This window comes from [Flexibacter] sp. ATCC 35103 (assembly GCF_001975985.1).
Taxonomy (GTDB): domain Bacteria; phylum Bacteroidota; class Bacteroidia; order Flavobacteriales; family Flavobacteriaceae; genus Flavobacterium.
The window spans coordinates 528,484-548,871 of record NZ_MTQF01000003.1 but is presented as its reverse complement, the minus strand read 5'-3'; the positions used below and the strand labels follow the sequence as shown (position 1 = coordinate 548,871).

7 protein-coding genes are annotated in these 20,388 nt (G+C 35.6%); 2 read left to right on the top strand and 5 right to left on the bottom strand.

Going from position 1 to position 20,388, the window contains the following annotated elements; genetic code table 11:
• Positions 1–41: 41 nt before the first annotated feature.
• The 3 genes from BXU01_RS06620 to BXU01_RS06610 all read right to left on the bottom strand — a co-directional run bounded on the left by BXU01_RS06620 (position 42) and on the right by BXU01_RS06610 (position 12,144).
• Positions 42–3,893 (bottom strand): T9SS sorting signal type C domain-containing protein, encoded by a 3,852-nt coding sequence (locus BXU01_RS06620; RefSeq protein ID WP_255373715.1) that lies wholly within the window; start codon positions 3,891–3,893, stop codon positions 42–44.
• Between the two features lie 170 nt (positions 3,894–4,063).
• The gene (locus BXU01_RS06615; RefSeq protein WP_123773965.1) at positions 4,064–8,527 is read right to left on the bottom strand and encodes a T9SS sorting signal type C domain-containing protein; all 4,464 of its coding nucleotides are present in this window, start codon (positions 8,525–8,527) and stop codon (positions 4,064–4,066) included.
• 485 nt (positions 8,528–9,012) lie between these two features.
• Complete coding sequence (locus tag BXU01_RS06610) at positions 9,013–12,144, bottom strand: T9SS sorting signal type C domain-containing protein (protein WP_083692420.1); 3,132 nt, start codon at positions 12,142–12,144, stop codon at positions 9,013–9,015.
• Positions 12,145–12,449: 305 nt separating this feature from the next.
• On the opposite strand from BXU01_RS06610, the gene BXU01_RS06605 reads away from it, so the two are divergent.
• Together BXU01_RS06605 and BXU01_RS06600 are read left to right on the top strand one after the other, a co-directional pair.
• A complete protein-coding gene (locus tag BXU01_RS06605; protein WP_083692418.1) occupies positions 12,450–12,917 on the top strand; it encodes a regulatory protein RecX in 468 nt (155 codons plus the stop codon).
• A 353-nt stretch (positions 12,918–13,270) separates the two neighbouring features.
• Positions 13,271–17,716, top strand: coding sequence for an Ig-like domain-containing protein (locus tag BXU01_RS06600; protein ID WP_083692416.1), 4,446 nt, complete (start codon positions 13,271–13,273; stop codon positions 17,714–17,716).
• Positions 17,717–17,771: 55 nt separating this feature from the next.
• Here BXU01_RS06600 and BXU01_RS06595 read toward each other — a convergent pair whose 3' ends face one another.
• Complete coding sequence (locus BXU01_RS06595; RefSeq protein ID WP_083692414.1) at positions 17,772–18,938, bottom strand: beta-ketoacyl synthase N-terminal-like domain-containing protein; 1,167 nt, start codon at positions 18,936–18,938, stop codon at positions 17,772–17,774.
• 127 nt (positions 18,939–19,065) lie between these two features.
• Positions 19,066–20,337, bottom strand: coding sequence for an adenosylmethionine--8-amino-7-oxononanoate transaminase (bioA, locus tag BXU01_RS06590; RefSeq protein WP_083692412.1), 1,272 nt, complete (start codon positions 20,335–20,337; stop codon positions 19,066–19,068).
• Positions 20,338–20,388 lie beyond the last annotated feature (51 nt).

Below are 20,388 nucleotides of genomic sequence, written 5' to 3'. Positions count from 1 at the left end.
TGGAGATATAAAACTGCAACTGCTTTTTTTCTCTTTCATTTCTAAAATATAATTTTCTTTGTTGACGTAGAATCGTTTTCTAAAATCACTTTTATTAGTAATACTTGTCTGCCTGATGATACGTTTTGAATATACAATTCAGTAGTTCCAACTTTCTTTTTATTGTAAATCATTTTTCCTGAACTATCAAAAACGGCTGCTTCTTTTATATTTTCCTTTGATGATGCCACTTTGATTACTTTATTTTTTACTGAAATTAATAAACCGTTTTCAAGATTTTCAAAATCTTCATTTGCCAATGTTTCCTTCGTATATCTCAGAATAAAACGATCTGTAAAATTTCCAATTTCTGAGACAAAGGTGTATCTGCTATTTTTTAAATCGTGGATAATTCCAGTTGTTTTATCTTCGATATAAATTGCCTGATTTTTCATATCGCCATCCGTTTTATCGATAGAAATTGTGAATTCACCTGTCATTGTTGTGAGATATCCCAGCGAAACTGTATCTGTATCTGCAAATGGCATAGCACGTCCCTGAATAACTAAATTTTCATTATCTGTTCTACTGTAAAAATCTACATATTTATTGCCATTAAAAGAAGTTGCATCATAATCATCATCGTATAAATTTGTTGCTCCCTGAATATAACCAATCAAAATTTGCTTAAATATGCCTTGATTGTTTTCAAAGTTCAACCAGACACGGTGCTTTTCAATTTCGTTTAAAGGGATTTCATTACCTCTTCCGGGTTTAAAAAAAGTTGCATTTCTTTCGCGAATCCGCATACTATTATTAAATTCTAAAGTACCTGAATTTTTACTGGCAATAAAAAAAGCCTGACCTGAAGCAATTGCCCCATTAGGTTCTGTTTCATTTACTCCATTAGATAAGGATCCTCTGGTACCAACTCCTCCCAACGAATTGTATACAGCATAATCATCTGAAGAATATTCATTATTGAGATAAGGCGTATTATGAGTCCAGAAATAAAGCGCACCTTTTAGGTTTGATCTATTCTCAAATAAAAACAAGTCAGCATTTAAAGCAGATGGATAGGGATTTCCTATTAAGTTGAAAATATCTGTTCCTCCTAAATTCAAAATAACTTTTCCGTTGTTTGGCACTCCTTTAAATGTGGCTTCAAACCTGGATGCAACAGTTGTAGAAAAGTCCTGGGGTCCTCGAATAATATATCCTTTCGCGGGTATCATGCTGTGAGATGAATTTTCTTCTTTCCAATCGCCTAAAATATAATCAAAGGAGAAATATTTGTCTGATAGCGTATTGGGAGAAACATCAACTAATTTTTGATTCTCAACCGGAGAAGACCAATAGGTATAATCAAATTTTAAAATAGGAGATGACTTTCTTTTTGCGTGAACAATTCCTGTATTAATCACTTCATCATCTGACTGATATAAACTGGATGAATCTTCCAGAACCAAAGTTCCAAGTCCGGAATAGTCAAATTCCAGACCTAAAGTATTTGCACTTAAAAGTGTTACTGTTTTCCCTTCATCAATTGTACAACTACAGATATCAGCGGTTGTTAAATTTGGATAATCTACTTTAAAGGTTACTTCTTTTCCTCCGGAAGGAATGCCATTTGACCAGGAAACGCCGTTCCAGATTGTTGCGTCAAGACAAAGTTTCAATCTCGCAATTCTATGTTTTGAAAGTGCTGATACCGAGTTAAAATCCCCGCCAATCATAAGTTTGTGATCTGCTGTAAAACTCATTGTATTAAGCTTGCCATTGAGATCTGCCTGAAATGAACCATCATAATCGCCTGAACTCAATAAACGCATTAATCGAAAAGAAGGATTGTTATTATAGTTGCCGGAAAAAGTTCCGCCAACTAAAATTCGATCATCAGGCTGGATTAAAAGACTCAAAACATCTCCATTACTAAAGCCTGTGCCAGACTCAAAAGTTGTATCTAAACTGCCATCGGTATTTAGTCTGAGAATTCGTTTTTGAGAGGATCCGTTATAACTTAAAAAAGAACCGCCAATAATTATTTTATCATCAGATTGCAACGCCAGGGCATATACAAATTTATCAAAACCCGCTCCAACATTAAAACTCAAATCGATGCTTCCGTTATAATTCAGTCGGACTAAGCGAGAAAATGGCTGACCATTAAAAGTATTAAATCTTCCCCCAACCAGAATTTTTCCGTCAGGCTGAACCAGAATGGTTTCGATTATTGCATCAGCGCCAAGCCCGGGATTAAAACCTAAATCTCTTGAACCATCTTCTAACAATCTCACTATTCTTGCAGCTGGTGCATCATTAAAACTGGTAAAATTTCCTGCTACAATTACTTTTTGACCCTGTATAGCGAGCGCGTATACCTGACTTTTAAATCCTAAACCGGTATTGAATGTATTATCGATTGCTCCATTTGGAAAAATCCGAACTATACGATTAGAAATTGTTTCGTTATATTTTGTAAAATTCCCTGCTATAATGATCTTTCCGTCTAATTGTAAAACTGCGGTCTTTATACTGTTATTTGCTCCGGATTGTCCTGTATTAAAAGCGTCGTCAGACAAACCACTTTCTAAAAGCCTGATTATTCGTGATGCTAAACCGTTATTGAACTTAGTAAAATTACCAAATACCATTGTTTTTTTATCTGGTAATGACAGTACTTTTTGTACTGCATTATCAAAACCAATTCCTGCTGCCAAATAGCTTGTGTCATGCTCGCCATCTTCATTTACCTTTACGAGTCTGCCTTGATTCTGACCATCAAAAACTGAAAAAGAGCCTCCAAAATACCATGAACCGTCTGTACCATTTGCCAGAGTCAAAACAGATGCCGAACCGGGTCCTGAACCAATATCAAAATCTGGCTTTATACTTCCGTTTGAATTCAGGAAAAAGATTCGGTTAACCTCAGTTCCATTATAAAAACCCTTAAAAGATCCGCCAACCATAATGTTACCCTGGTTATCTGTTTTAATAACCTGAACAACGTCGGCATTTAAACCTGAACCTGATAAAAAATCATCATCAATTCTCCCGTTTTCATTAAGTCTAACAATTCTATTTGACGCGGTTCCGTTATAATCAGTAAATTTTCCGCCTAATATAATTTTGCCATCAGGCTGCAAAGTCATCGCATTGACATCATCATTAAATCCTGAGCCAGTATTAAAACTAATATCTATGGTACCATCAGAAAAAAGGCGGGCAATTCTATTTAATGCAACTCCGTTAAAAGAAGTAAAATTACCCGAAATCAGAATTTTTGCATTCGGCAATATTGCCACATTTGTTATGTTCAAAGCTGCCCCAGAACCCGTAGAAAAAGAGGTATCCAAAGTTCCGTTTTGAAGAAGTCTCGCGATTCTGTTTACTGTAACATTATCATATTTTGTAAAACTTCCTACGATTATAATTTTACCATCTGGCTGAGGGCAAGCTTTATAGATAATTCCGTTAGTTGCTCCTGTCGAAGTATTAAATGTAATATCTTGTGAACCATCTTCATTTAAACGAATAAGTCTTCCTGAGCTATTTCCGTTATAAGCAGTAAAACCTCCTGCTACCATTATTTTTCCGTCATTCTGAATATACGAATCGTAGACTTTACCGTTTAAACCGGTTCCGGTATCAAAACTATCATCGATAGTACCAGTTGGTTTTAATCGACTTAAATAAGAAGTTGGGATTCCGTTAATATTAAGATAATCTCCACCAACAATAAGTTTATTATCTGATTGTAAAGACAAAGTCCGAACGGTTTTATCAAAACCATCTCCGTTTAATCCGTTATCTATTGTATTGAATTTAATATCTACTTTTCCTTGTTGCGCGCAAAGATTAACATTAGAAAAGAAACCAAGCAGAATAAATGTGAAAATGATTTTTTTTATCAAAACAGGAATATTGAATTACAATCATTTTTTAATTGTAAGAATTAACTGCAATTATAGTCTTTTAAATCAATTGTCGCAATACCTACTTTATGTGATATTTTTGAGTCTAAGGCATAAAAAAAATCCATTCCGCAAAACGGAATGGATTTCTATAATAGGTATTTTATATTTTATTTGAATATTACTTTTTTGGTTACTGTAGATCCGTTTTCCAAAAGAACCTTAACCAAAAGAACCTGATTGCTAAATGGTAGATTTTGTAATTGCAACTCGGTTGTTGCTATTTTATTTTTATCATAAAGCAATTTTCCTGATACATCAAAAATAGTAACTTGTTTGATATCTTCTTTTGTCGAAGTTACCTTAATCACTTTGTCTTTAACAGAAACAAGAACATTGCTATCCAGATTTTCTACGTCTCCTACTCCTAATGTTTTATTAGTGTAGCGTAAAACAAAACGGTCTGTAAAATTTCCTGTTGCTGTTGTAAATGTATAATTAGAAGCTGTTAAATCGTGTATTTTACCTGTTGTTTTATCTTCAATATAAATATTTTGACTCGCAAGGCTTCCATCAGTCTGATCTATCGAGATCGTAAAATCTCCTTCGATTGTAGTGCGATATCCTAAAGGAACCACATCAGAATCTGTAAATGGTAATGCACGACCCTGAATTACATATTTGTTTCCGTTATTGAAACTGTAGAAATCAACAAATTCATTGGCATCAAAACTTACACCGTCATATCTGTTTTCAAATTCATTTGTAGCTCCGTCTATGTAACCAACAAGCAGTTGTTTAAACGCTCCGCCATCATTTGTTAGATTTAGCCACACACGATTTGCCTCTGTATTGTCAGATGTTTTTCCGGGTTTATAAAACTGCGTATTATCTGCAGCTCCAAAACGCATTGAATTGTTAAAGGCAACTGTTCCACCGCTGCCGCCAGTACTTGCGAAAAATGATTGTCCTGCGGCTATTTTACCTGATGGAATTCGAGAATCATTTCCTGGTGTACTACCGCTAGGTGCTGCATAAGTTGCTGTACCTCCGGTAACATTATAAGCGGCATAATCAGTTGAATAATATTGGTATCCGGGAGCAAAAACTACTGCAGTATTTTGGGTCCAGAAATAAAGAGTACCATTTAAAAAGAGATTGGCATCTAAAAATTTCTTTGCATCTAAAGCTGATGGATAAGGATTCCCTATTAAATATGCCTTATCTGCAGCTAGTGTTTCACCAACAAGATTTCCGTTATTTGGTACCCCGATAAAAGTTGCGGGATAATCTGCTTTTGCAGTTCTTGAAAAGTTTTGAGGACCACGAATAATATATCCTTTACCAACAGTCATTACAGTACTTGAATTTGTTCCTATCCAATTATCTCCATCATATCCAAAATATTTATCGAATAAAGTTAAAGGAGAAACATCAAATAATGTTTGAGGGCTTACGGGAGTAGACCAATATGTAAAATCTGCCAGACGAATTTGCGGGCTGATACGTTTATAATTGATATTTCCTGAATTTATAGTTGGGCTATCATTTACCTGAATTAAACTTGCATTGTTTTCGAATACTAATGATCCTAGTGGCCCTACTACTGTTACAGCATCTGTAACTGTTAAAGTATTTGCACTATTTACGGTCAAAGAGGCACTATTGTTTACGGTAAGTGCTTGCGCAAAACCATTTACTCCTGTTCCGGTAATAATAGGCTTAGTTGTAACATTTGGTATCACAACACAATCTGCAGCTGTTGGCACACCGCTTGGACTCCAGTTTCCACCTACATTCCAATCTGTACTTGTTGAACCTGTCCATGTTTTAACAGTTGCCGCATTAATATTTATTGCTGTTACGGCAGAGGTACATCCTGAACTATTTTTGGTCGTAACATTATAAGGCCCAACCGCTACTCCTGTAAATATTCCTGTTGTATTTGTATAGGTTGATCCGTTTATGCTATAAGTTATACCCGCAGCAGGCGATGGTGAGGTAATTGTAATAGTTCCTGTATTTACTGTACAAGTTGGCTGAGTCGTTGATACTGTTGGAGCTGTTGTGTCATTAATAACAAAATCAACTTTTGTTCTACAACCTGAATCACCCGAGCACGCTGCATAGTAAGATGTGGTACCGGCAGTACTCGTATTTGCAAGACCTGAACCTGCAACACCAACCGGATTAAAAGGAGATCCTGATCCTATCTTTGTTCCTCCAGAAGCTACAGTATACCAATCTATTGTTCCTGGTAAAGTGTAATTAACTGTAATAGTAATGTTTGAAATAGTCGCATCCGGATTAACACCATTATCATCATAATTTTCTCTAAATGCAAATACCCAGTTACCTGCAGGATTTCCAGTTCCCCATGTCCCTAATGGAAGATTAGAAACACTACCTGGCGAATCATTAGCAGCAGATGTAGGAGCTGGATTTAAATCAGACTGTGCTGCACCAAATGCAGCAGGAGGTGTTGCTCTAACCAGTAACTCACTTTTCCAGGAATTACCTAGCGAATTAAAGCTTATTGTAATATTAGTACTTGTTACCACTGCCCCAGCTGGTAATGCTGGAAAATTTACAGTAATATTTGTATTACCTGAACCTCCATAAGTTGTAGCATTAGATGTTCCTCCAGTTCCTGAAGCAGTCGATGGTGTTTGTGCAACTGCTCCACAACTAGCTGAAGAGGTTAGAGAACCTGAACTTCCCTGACAAATTGAAACACCCGTTGCAGCTGGATTTGTAATCATTACTGATCCAGTTGAAGAAGTTTGAACCGGACAAGTCCCGTTTTGTACTACTGCACGATAATAAGTTGTAACTAAAACATTTGTTGCATTAAGTGTTGCAGTTGTATTTGTTATTGGTGTAATAACCGATGCAAAATTATCTGTAGATGATTCCCATCGAACAACACTTCCTGTATTTCCTGCTAAAGTTAATACAGTATTGTTCGTTCCCGCACAAACTGAACTACTTCCGGAAACTGTACCTCCAACACTTACCGAAGTAACTGTGACAGTATCATAACCGGAATTTGCCGGACAACCTGCATTTTGAACTACTGCTCTAAAATAAGTCGTAGCAGTCAAATTTCCAATTGTAGCACCTGTTAGTGTATTTGTTGTAACTGCAATATCTGTAAGACCTACTGTAAAACCAGTATTATTTGCTTTTTGCCATTTTGTAACAGAACCAGTGTTTCCCGCCAAAGTAAGATTTCCGGGCTGTGTTCCTGAACATATTGTTGTTCCGCCAGTAACTGTTCCTCCTACAGTTGCAGCACGAGTAGTTATAGCAAATTCATTACTATTGTAAGTACAAGAAGAAGCATTTGATGCGACTGCCGAAACATTACGTCTATACCATGTAATATTAGGGGCTGTCGTTGTAGTTATTGCTCCGGGAGTATAATCTTCAGATGTTGCTGATGCAATATTAGACCATGTACCAGGAACTCCCGAAACATCCGGAGCTGATTGCCATTGGAATTTTATTGTTTTATTTACAGTCGTACCATTGTAAGGGTAAGAAGACCCGTCTAAAAGGCCTGGCGAAGTTGCACTACAAACCGTTGTCGAAGCAGGAACAGTAACCGTATTTGATGATGCTGAGAAAGGAGTTATACTAAAACTAAGTTCGTTTGCCCCGTCATTTTCGTAATAATCTAATATAAGATCAGAATTCCCATTTAAATAAACGAGTAAACTTGAGTACGTTGCAGCACTTTGTTGTATCCATTCATCAAAGACAAGTACATTATCAACATACAAACGTACACCGTCATCTCCTTTTATGGTTACTAAATAACAACCCGCTGGTCTTGTAGATTTCATGCGAGATCTTACAGCAAATTGCTCCGTATAAATATTCGTAAGTTGTGCTCCATTTGAATAAATAGGAAAACAAGCCGTATTACCATTAAAATTAAATGTTGTTGGTATTGTTTCTGCACCTGCATCATAATAACCTGCATATTGTGCAGCTGCAAAAGGATTTGTATTTGCCGGATTTGGTGGAGAACTTCCTCCCGGCGGCACACCACTTGTAAAATTGTAGAAATGTGCCATCCATGTATTATTTCCTGCAACCGTTTGGTCATCGAGAGTATTAGTAGAAGAATTTAAAGTAAGAGTTAATGCCCCTCCCGTACCAGCTGTTCCGCAATCTTTAGAGAGTAACACTTTGATTTGTCCCGAAATTGGAGAAGGCCAATTAGAAATCGTTGCACCGGTCTGGCTTCTATCATAACCTCCTGCTAAAAACGAATTATTTGAAGCGTCAAATATTGTTAAATTTTCACGATTTGTAGTTCCATTATTATTCCAAGCATCTCCAACACTGAAGGTATATCGATATCCTTGAATTACATTTACTAAGACATACCTACCAGCATTAATACTTGGTGTAGTAAAAGTATTTGTACCATCAATACAAAAAGTATAAGCTGAACCAACAACAGTCGCTCCACCTGGATAAGCACATTGCCCATAATTGTTTGAAAAAACAAAAAACATCCCCAAACAAAGCAATTTTACATTTGGAGCAAAAGACCTTCCTGAAGAAGAATTAAATTTCAGAAAAAAGATCGAACGAACGAACAAAAGTAGTTTTTGAATCATACAGGTATTGGTGTTTATTTTTATTTTGGAATTGTATTTTTCTTAAAAAACCAAAGTGCTGTTATTTAATACTTTACTATTTTCCATCACCACTGTTTTGCATGTTCAATTTCTAAAACATTTTTCTGCTGACTTGAAAGTTTTTATTTACAAAATAATTTTCAAATAAAGCAGGCAAAATATACCTCAACTACATCAAAAAGATAACTATTTAAATTTCAACACTTGAAAGAACGTAAATTCTTCTTTTAAGAAATTTCACTTCAAATAAAGTATAAAAAAGAGTGTTTCACAAGTCTTTTTTTTGAAAAACACTCTTTTCCGATAAACAACATAAATATCCGATGAAATACATCTTTTTGACAAACTTAAAAATAATTCAGATAAATAAACTTACTTTTTGAACCTTAATTTTTTGATTTTTTGCATAAAAAAATCCATTTATAGATTTATAAATGGATTTTTTTAACTCAAAAGTGAATTATTTAATAAATTATCTTTTTTGTGGTTACCTGATTGGTATCTGAAATGACCTTTACAAATAAGACCTGATTATTTACTTTTAAATTGTTAATTCTTAAAATGTTATCTAAAATATCTGTTTTTTTATAAACCAACTTTCCGGATAAATCATAGACAAAAACAGTGCTTAAATTTTCATTTTTAGCAGCATTTATTGTAATTATTTTATTACTAACAGACACTGTCAAATCCTGATTAATTAATTCATTATCTATAACTCCTAATGTCGAATTAGTATAACGTAAAACAAACCTGTCTGCGAAGGTTCCTGTTCCTGTAAAAAATGTATAATTGCTGGCTTGAAGGTCGTGAATAACGTTAGTAACTTTATCCTCAAGATAAATAGCGTGATTGCTTAAACTTCCCTCGGCATGATCGATGGCAATGGTAAAATCACCGGCAATAGTACTGCGATATCCTAAACGCACCAGGTCTGTATCGACAAAAGGCAACGAGCGTCCCTGAATAACATAATTATTTTCATCACTAATGCTATAAAAATCTAAATATGGATTTGCATCAAAGGTTATACCGTCGTATCTGTTTTCAAAATCATTTGTAGCACCATCGACATATGCTACTAGTAGTTGTTTAAAAGCTCCTTCTTCATTTGTCATATTCAGCCAAATGCGATGTGCTTCAGCTTGTGTTTCTTTTGAGGATTCACTGGCTTTAAAAAACTGACCATTATTATTTCCGCCTATTCGCATTGTATTATTAAATGCAATAGTTCCCGAACCATTGGCAGTTGCAAAAAAGGATTGTCCCGCAGCAATTCTTCCAGAAGGTGTGTTATTATTATTTCCGGGAATGCTTCCGCTTGGAGCAGGTGCAGTCCCTACGCCACCACTCAAATTGTAACTTGCATAATCTCCTGAATTATATTGATATCCAGGACCAAAAACCGCTGCGGTATTATGTGTCCAAAAATACAAAGTACCATCTAAAAATGTATTTGCTCCCAGGAAAGTTTCTGCTTTTAGAGCTGATGGATATGGATTTCCAATTAAGTAAAGATTGCCTGTTTGTACAGTTTCAGCAGATACGTTCCCATTGTTTGGCACACCAATAAACGACGCTGTATAATCTGCTCCTACTGTAGTCGAATACGTTTGTGGTCCGCGTATAATATATCCTTTGCCAACTACCATACTTAAACTTGAATTGGTGCTTACCCAATTTGTTCCGTCAAACCCAAAATATTTATCATATAACGTTAGAGGAGAAACATCTACCAATTTCTGTGGGTTAACCGGTGTAGACCAATAAACAAAATCAGCAAGACGAACGTTTGAAGCTGTACGTTTATAAACAATATTACCTATGTTAACAGCATTTGTATTTTGTATTAAACTGGAACTATTCTGAAAAGTTACCGTTCCGCTATTATTTGTTAATGCGTTGGTTAAAGTTAGCGTGTCAAAAGACTGAATAGTAACATTTACTCCGGAATTAACCGTACAGCTACAGGCCGTAATATCTCCTATACCTGCTCCGGCGGAGGTATAATTTCCTGCAAAAACAATATTCTGGTCAGCAGTTGGTGTACCGTTCGACCATGAAGTTGTGTAAGTATTTGTAACCAGTCCAGGCACCAAAGCATTGGTTGAACTTAAAGAAGTACAACTTCCGTTGCTAACTGTAAAAGTATACGTATTGGCAGAAAGCCCCGTTACATTAGCCGTTGTGCCGCTGTAGGGTTTTACAGTAGCACCAGGATACATGGTCAAAACTCCGCCGGAAGGTAATCCGCTTAAAGCGACACTTCCTGTAGGAACAGCACAAGTAGGTAATGTAATTGTGCCTACAACCGGAGCTGAAGGCAAAACATTTACAGTAACAGTTGTAAAGCTAGAATTTGAAGTACTGCATGGTCCGTTTTGAACTACAGCTCTGAACTGAGTAGTTTGTGTTAGAGCTCCGGAAGTATATGCTGTAAGTCCGGCTGTTCCTGCAATATCTGTCCAGGCAGAAAATGGAGTTACTGAAAATTGCCATTTTACAACCGTCCCGGTTTGTCCGGTCAATGGTAATGAAGCACTTGTAAGACCACTACAAATTGTAGTACCTCCGCTAACTGATCCTCCTGCACTTGCTCCAAAAATTGTAACATTAGCCACATTTGTTGTTGAAATGGTAGAGGAACAAGTTCCTGATGCTATTGCCGTGATAGTAATAGCGCTGGTTCCTACATTAGTCAAACCAACTGCTGTAAATGTTCCTGTACCTGCTGTACCAACTGTCATTGTTGCTGTTAATGCGGTTAGTGCAGGATTGCTTCGGTTATAAGTTACCGTATAAGTACCCACAGGTAAATTTGCAGCACTTCCTGATACGGTTATTGTAGAATTTCCGTCAGTAGCACAGGCATTGGATCCTGTAGCTCCGGTCATGCTGTAAGTTGGACATGTGTATGTTATTTTTATCTGGCCGTTTCCACCATTTCCTCCTTTGTTGTTACCAATACCCAGCAAAACCAAACCGCCGCCGCCGCCGCCGCCGGGTGTAACACCATTGCTTCCGTTCCCGGCTAAAGTTGCACCATTACCTCCGGCTCCGCCTCCGGTAACAGCAGCTCCACCACCGCCAGCAGCCGCGTCATTACCATTTGAAGCAGTACCTGCGCCACCACCAGCGCCCCCTGAATATAATAATGCCAGTACAAGACTTCCATTAGATCCTTTCCCTCCGGAAAAACTTGTACCTGTACCAGCTGCGCCACCAATACCTGCAGCACCACCAGTACCACTTGTACCGCCGCCGCCGCCATTTGCTGAAACTGTCGAAAAAGTTGAAGCTGGTCCGCTAGCACCACTTGCAGTAGTACCTGTTGGTCCAACACCAACCAAATAATTTATTGTTGTATTTGGTGTTATAGTTATTGTAGCTTTACTGTAACCACCGCCACCGCCACCGCCAGCTGAGGCACTTGTATCATTACCTCCTCCGGATCCTCCTGCTCCCCAACATTCTGCTGTTAAGGATGTAAGTCCTGCCGCGACGACAAATGAACCATTATTTGTAAATGTGGTAGTGGTCTGAGACCATGAATAAAAAATAGAAAAAAAGGCGAGTAAAAGTAATTTTCGTCTCATAATAGTAGGAATTTAAGATTAATGCATATTTTATGTGCTACCAGTAGGAAATCCTGAAAAAAAAGATTTTTTTTGCGGTTTTAAGATTAAATTGAAAATCTTAATTTCTTAAAGAAAGCATTAAGTCTAAGTTACTGAATTAAAGATACTTATGAAATAAAAAGTGATATTTACTTACAAAAATTATGTATTCCCAAATTATTTAACATAGTTTTCCCAAAAAAATAACGTTATAGTTGTAAATTCTTACTTTTTATAACGAAAAGACAAAATTTTATAATTTGAAAAATTAAATTGCCAAAGTCATGATAAACAAAGAGGTTTTGTTAAAATTAGAGCACTTTTGCGCCTATCAGGAAAGATGCCATACAGAGGTTGTAAGCAAATTATATAGCTTAAAAATGGCTCCTGACGAAATTGATTCTATTGTGGTTCAATTAATTGAAAGTAACTTCCTGAATGAGACTCGTTTTGCATGTAGTTTTGCACGGGGAAAACACCGCATAAAAAATTGGGGAAGAATTAGAATTACAAATGAACTTAAATTAAGACAGATTTCGTCTTTCAATATCACTTTAGCATTGAAAGAAATCTCCCCCGAAGAGTATGAAACGACTTTTGACTTGCTTTCTGAAAAATGCTGGAATAGTATTACGGAAAAAAACACTTTGAAAAAGAGAAAGAAATTCTGTGATTATATGTTGAGAAGAGGTTATGAAAGTTTTTTAGTTTACGATAAAGTGACTTTTTTAGAAAAGAATTTAGACAATTAAAATTATTTCCTCTTAAGTGACTAAGCAGCATGATTTTTCCTATAATCTAATTAGTTGTATTTTATAACTTTTCTACGAATTATTCACTCAACAGACGTTTTTTATAACTATCTATCTAAAAAGAGTGTTGTTTTTATCGTTATTTTACGATTTTTCCTATATTTAAAATTGTGATTTTATAAGAAATTCCACAAATCCTTCATTTTTACAGTGCATTTCATCGACTTTTTTAACATTTCATCGATTAAATGACCTTTACAAAAACCCTTTTGAATTACAACCCGTAGATGTATCTATATTTGCGCGGGCTTATTTCTTATGCCAGCATAACAAGTTGATAGAAAACACATAACATGAAAAAAACTTTACTTTTATTTTTATTTTTACCGTTTCTAGGATTCAGTCAAGTTGATTTGGTAAAATGGAATGCAGCTAATGCTAATACTTTAAGTCCAACTTATTCTGTTGCTAATGTTACCTCCCAAAATTTATCTACAAATAACGGAGTAACCAATAATTACACCTCATACAACAGTAGTGACACTTTTTTTCAAACAGGAGGATGGCCAACTCCCGCAGATAATGGTGGTGAATATAACCCAACAAAATATATTCAGTTTACCATAAAACCTAATACTGGTTATAAAGCAGATTTAAGCAATTTTATTTTTCAGGTTAGATCTGGTTCAGGAAAATTTAGAATTAAATATTCTAAAGATGCTTCTTTTGCTACGGGAGTAAAAGATTTAATTACAGAAACTACAACTCCAAGCTCATGGACAACTTATAACCTAAGTTTTTCAGCAGAGATAAATCCTGTATTAGAATCTGAAACCGTTTATGTAAGAGTCTATTCTTATAGCACTTACAATACTTTTGAAGTAAAAACGGGAACTGATACCAATAATGTTGTACCTCTTATCAGAGGAACTATCACAAGTTTTGACTCTTCTAAAATATTAGCGATCAATGATTATGTGAGCACTACAAAAGAGTTGGCGGTGAATATCAATCCTTTAAGTAATGATGTTAAAAAAGAAACTGTTACTACTTTAACAATTTCTAATCCAGCAACATCTGAGGGAACTGCTATAATTAATCCGGATAAAACTATAACTTTTAATCCTGCACAGGGATTTACAGGTTCATCTTCTTTTAACTATACAATTACAGGACCAAGTGGTACTTCTACAGCTACCATAAAAGTAACAATTACAAATACTACAGATGATAATTTATCTCTTTGGAATGGTGCTTCATCAAGTTTTAATCCTGTTACAAATACTTATGTAAATCCTAATTCACCTTTAACAGCAAGTGGAGCATCGCTTTCTTATGTTTATGAAAATACTACAAGCGCTTTTTTTCAAACAGGAAATTGGCCTGATCCCTCTCAAAATGGGGGTAGTTTTGATGCTAATAAATACATTCAATTTAAAATTAATCCTGCAGATGCCAACCATCAATTAAATCTAAAGCAATTTAATTTTAGTTACAGAGGTGCAAATGGTCAAAAATTTCAAGTTAGATATTCAAAGGATATAAATTTCGTTACCGGAGTAAAGACTTTAATTCCTGAAACGAATAGCGCTACAACATGGACTGCTTTGACGAATACTTTTGCATCAGATATAAGCCCTGTTCTTCCTAATGAAACAGTATATGTGAGATTTTACGTTTACAGTACTTACAATACGTTTGAAATATTAAATGGAAATGGAAATAGTGTAGGTCCTGTTATCACCGGAACTGTAAAAGACATTAACACTTTAACTGCGAACAACGATTACCAGACAGTCCCAACAGGTCAAGCGACTGTTATCCCGATCATTTCAAATGATGTTATAGGTGGTTCTGCATTACAACAAATAACAGTGACGCAACCAACAAACGGAACTGTAACTGTAAATGGTACTTCAAGCGTTACCTTTACGCCAGCAAGTAACTTTAACGGAACAACTTCGTTTACTTACACATTAAAAAATGCTGCTTCAAATTATTCATCTGCAACTGTTGGACTAACTGCAGCTTGTACTGCAGCTTTAACGGCTGGAAATAATTACTGGAAAGGATATGTTTATAATTATACCGGAAACACTCCGGCTGCTACAACATATGCAGGATCTGTAGCTGAAAAAGCTATTTTTGACCGTAATGTAGGCGACGGTGCAATTACAGGTGATGCTAGTGTTGAGGCAAATGTATTTTGTAATACTGCTCCAAGCGACAAATTTTTTGTACGCTACTTAATGAAAGCTACAACAACAGCAGAAACTTATAATATTTCTTTTGGTGCTGATGATGGTGTTCGATTGTATATTGACGGAACATTAGTTCCTGTAACACCAGCAAATTCATGGACTGATCATAGTTATGTTAACTATTCAGCTCAATATACTTTTACTGCAGGTACACATGATTTCGTTTTAGAGTATTATGAAAATGCAGGTTCTTCAAGAGTTTCTTTTTCATATGGTGCTGTAAAAGGTAACCCAACTGTTTATGGAGATTTTAAATGGAATGTTTACGGTTACACATTGCCGGATATATCATTACCAGCTTCAAGTTATGCAGGAACTTATGTAGATAATAATCTAAATATAAACACACAAACATCTTGGGACAGAACTAAGTCACCATCATACGCTTCTGGTTGGCAAGGTGCTCCTATGGGTATTGACCAATTTGCAATTGCTTACAAACGCCAAGGGTTTCCTTGTGGCCGTTACCAGATACAATTGGTAAATTGTGATGATGTTGGTGAAATTTATATTGATGGTGTAAAAGTATTTACACAATCAGGTTATACAAATGCTTCTGTATTAATAAATAACGGACAACAATACTCCTTAAATAAAAATTCTAAAGTAGATGTTCGCCTTAGAGAAGATGCCGGAGATGCAAATATTGCTATCAATTTTATTGATGTCCCTTTTAGTTATGATGGGTCAACTGCTCCGCCAGCAAATTCTTCTATCATAATAAACAATGATTTTACGCTAACAAATGATTTAGAGGTTTGTTCATGTACAGTTGCTGCGGGTAAAACACTAACAATTGCAACAGATAAAGTACTTACCGTAAATGAAAATGTTACAGTAAACTCAACTGGTAAAATTGTCGTTCAAAACAGTGGTTCTCTTGTACAAACAAGCAACACTTCTACTTATACAGGTAGCACAACTTCATTTGAACTTTATAGAAATACGACTCCTATAAATCGTTTTGATTATACGTACTGGTCTTCTCCAGTAATAAATCAGACTTTATATAATTTGTCTCCAAACACATTATTCGACAAATATTTAGAATTTGATGCATCGATTAATGACTGGAAGTATCTAAATGGAGGAAATTATGTAATGCAGCCAGGAAAAGGATACATTATCAGAGGGCCTCAATCTTATGCTGCTATCGGGAATCCACAAATTTATACAGGTAAATTTGTTGGTGTACCAAACAATGGTATAATCTCAACACCGGTAACAAATAAAGCCGGTAATACAACGACAACAAACTTATTGGGTAATCCTTATCCATCGGCTTTAAATGCAGATCAGTTTTATGCAGACAATAGTTCAGTTATAAAAGGAACTTTCTACTTATGGACGCATTCAATTACGCCGGTACCTAATGCAAATGGTCAATTTGTTTACAGTGATTCCAGTTATATATCTTACAACGCAACGGGTTCAACCGGTGCCGGAGACACCACAAATTGTACAACTTGTGGCGGAAACAAACTTACCGGAAACATTGCATCTGGTCAAGGTTTCTTTGTAGAAGCTAAAACAACAGGAAATGTAGTTTTTAATAATGCATTAAGAGTAAAAACGACTGCAAGTAACAATCAGTTTTCAAGAACAGCTAAAACTACTGTTGAAAAAAACAGAGTTTGGTTAAACCTTAAAAACAATGATGGTGCTTATAACGAAATGCTTTTAGGTTATGTAACCGGAGCAACAAATGAGCTTGACGATGCTTATGACGGAGATACATATGCGTCAGGAACTGCTTTATACTCTATTTTAGGAGAAAATAATTTAGTTATCCAAGGTCGTGCTTTACCATTTGAAGAGCAAAAAGAAATAATTCCGTTAGGATATATTGCAAGTTCAGCAACTGAATATACAATTGGTATTGAAAGTGTAGACGGTTTCTTTAAAGATAAAAATGTTTACTTATTAGATAAAACTAATAATGTAGTAACCAATTTATCTGGTGAGCGATATACTTTTAAAACTGAACCTGGAACTTTTAATGATCGTTTTGTGCTTTCATTTTATCAAAAAACAACAGAAACAGTAACTCCGCCAGTAGTAACTGACCCTAAAGATCCAACAACTGATACTCCTGTGGTAACTGATCCTAAAGATCCTGCGACAGATACTCCTGTGGTAACTGATCCTAAAGATCCAACAACAGATACGCCTGTGGTAACTGATCCTAAAGCACCTATAACTGATACACCAGTAACGGAGCCTAAAACACCAAGTACAACAGTTCCTGGAGGAAGCCCAACTCCGGAAAATCCAACATTAGAAGTTCCTGACACACCGGAAATCACTAAAAAAGAGATCATCATATACCAATCAAATAATCAAATATTTATTGAGTCTGATCTTCTTAACATTGAATCGGTTTATGTTTATGATATTTTAGGCAGAAATGTTTTTAGTAAAGAAAATATCCACAATACCACTTATAGTACGAATCAGTTATCGATTCAAAAACAAATAATAATTGTGAAGGTCAGAACAGAAGACAACAAAATAATTACTAAGAAAATAATTCTTTAAAAACAAAAAACCATTCGCTGCGGCGAATGGTTTTTTGTTTTACCTCTATTTTTAATTACGCTTTATCAATCAAAATACTAACAGCGTTACCGCCAAAACCCACCGCATTTATTAAAATCCTTTTTATAGCTTTTGTCTGGTTTTGTTTGGGTCCAAAAGGCACATCAATAAAAGTATCATGCTGAAGCATTAAAAGCGCCAATTCTAAACTCAATATTCCGGATGCTCCAAAAGTGTGTCCAATCTTCCATTTATTTGTCGTTAATAAAGGTAATTTAGGGCCAAATACTTTTTCGATCGCGCGCAGTTCTGTCAAGTCTCCTTTTATTGTTCCCGGAGCATGCATTACAATTGCATCAATAGTTTCTAAAGCTACATCTTCCAAAGCCATTTTCATTGATTTCTGAAAACAGGTTGCTTCTGCAGAAATAGAGATATTATGTTCTAAGATTTCTGTAGCATAACCAACTCCTGTGACATATGCGATTGCATTTTCTTTCTCACCGGCTTCTAAGCAACAAACCGCAGCACCTTCTCCTAAAATCATGGTGTTCTGAGTTTTCTCAAAATCAAAAGCCAGGTTTGGCCACAAATCCTTATTCTGATCAATTCTCGAATATATCTTTAGTGCACGCATTTGAGCAATAGTAAAATCAGTCAACGGAGCCTCACTTCCTCCTACCAAAAATTTATCTGCCATTCCGGATTTCAACCATGCAATACCGTTTAATAAAGCATGAAGTGCTGTTGAACATGTTATAGAATGTGAAATTTCTGGTCCTTCACTTTGCAGATCATGTGCAATCCAGGAAGAGATATTTCCTAAAGTTGTCGTTGGTGAAGCTAAAGTCTGCGCTTTTCCAGTGTCGAGATATGCTGCATAATGTTTTTCGAATAAATCTGTTGCGCCACGCGATGATCCAATGTTGATCCCAAAAATAGCATCAGAATTCCAACCTGCCTGCTGAACTGCTTTTCGAGAAGCGGCCAAAGCAAACAAAACCGAATCGTCTAAAAATTTATATTTAATATCTGATTCTCGTATTTCAGCAACGATTTGTTTCGATTTTGCATCAAGAGAAGCCACCGAAGTTTCTTGCTGATCTAAAAACTGCTTGGAAAAACAATGTTGATTATCGAGATATTTCTCCCAAACTCCTTCAGAAGTATTTCCTAAAGGCGAAATAGAAGAAAAAGCTGTTATAGATATTTTATTATTCAAGGTTGTGGATTTTTAATAGCAAAGTTCGTAAAAACTAGAATATGAATTAAACCATATAAGCTATATAAGTTAACATAAGCGTACGTTTATTAAATGAACTTATATAGCTTATATGGTTTACAAAAACTTATACTATTTCGATCGCTTCTTCAATCGTTTGATATACTTTACTAAGTTGCTCATCTGTCATAATGTATGGAGGAAGAATATAAACAATATTACCAACCGGACGTAAAACAACTCCTTTTTCAATAAAGAAATTATAAAGTTTCGTTCGCATTGATCCATAATAACTCTCTACAGAATCTGATTTAATCTCAACTGCAAAAATAACTCCCAGGGTTCTCGCTGTAATTACTTTTGAATGTTTCTCTATCTTCTTTTGAAAGTTTAAATGACTCGCATTTATTCTTTTTATATTGACTTGCATTTCTTCAGTCTGCAGCAACTCCATACTTGCCAATGCCGCGGCACAACCTGTAGGATTTGCTGTAAAAGTATGTCCGTGAAACAACGCTTTATTAATATCATCGTCATAAAAAGCGTCAAAAACTTCTTGTGTAAAAGTTGTAATTGCCATTGGGATTGTTCCACCCGTTAAAGCTTTAGACAAACAAATCATGTCCGGTTCTTCAGAAACATAATCCATCGCAAAGTTTTTTCCTGTTTTACCAAAACCCGTCATCACTTCATCAGCAATGGTCAACACTTTATTTTGTCCACAAATCTGAATGAGTTTTGCCAATGCTTCCGGTTCATACATCACCATTCCTGCGGCTCCTTGTACCAAAGGTTCAAATATAAAACCGGCACAATTATGATTTTCAATTACATTTTTTAAGGCATCGAAACTTTCCTGTTCCTTACCTTTTACCGGAACCGGAATTCGAACAACATCTATAAACATTCCCTGAAAAGCTTGTGTATAAAATGAAATTCCGCTTGCTGCCATTGCCGCAAAAGTATCTCCGTGAAATGCATTTTCGAAAGCAATTATTGTAGTTCGTTTTTCATTTTTATTAAAGAAATATTGCAACGCCACTTTTATTGCTACTTCAACTGCAGTTGAACCGTTATCAGAAAAGAAGATTTTCTGTTGATTTTTTGGTAAGATTTCAAGAAGTTTTTCCGCTACTTTTATAGCGGGTTCATGTGTGAAACCTCCAAACAAAACATGCTCTAAAGTCGTTAATTGTTTATAAATCGCATTGGCAATAAATTTATTACTATGACCAAACGGATTCACCCACCACGAGGCAATTGCGTCAATATACTCCTTTCCGTTTTCATCCCACAGTAAAGCGCCTTCACCTTTTGAAATTACAATTGGAGCTTGTGACGTTTTGTGTTGTGTATACGGATGCCAAAGATATTGGCTGTCTTTTTCTGTTAATGTCATATTTAGAATATAGATATTAGAGCATAGAAAAAAGACTAAACTCTATAATTC

Bases quoted from the DNA above. Each gene is read 5' to 3' on its own strand.
- BXU01_RS06605 (WP_083692418.1), top strand. From the start codon at position 12,450: ATGATAAACAAAGAGGTTTTGTTAAAATTAGAGCACTTTTGCGCCTAT.
- bioA (WP_083692412.1), bottom strand. From the start codon at position 20,337: ATGACATTAACAGAAAAAGACAGCCAATATCTTTGGCATCCGTATACA.
- BXU01_RS06610 (WP_083692420.1), bottom strand. From the start codon at position 12,144: ATGAGACGAAAATTACTTTTACTCGCCTTTTTTTCTATTTTTTATTCA.
- BXU01_RS06615 (WP_123773965.1), bottom strand. From the start codon at position 8,527: ATGATTCAAAAACTACTTTTGTTCGTTCGTTCGATCTTTTTTCTGAAA.
- BXU01_RS06600 (WP_083692416.1), top strand. From the start codon at position 13,271: ATGAAAAAAACTTTACTTTTATTTTTATTTTTACCGTTTCTAGGATTC.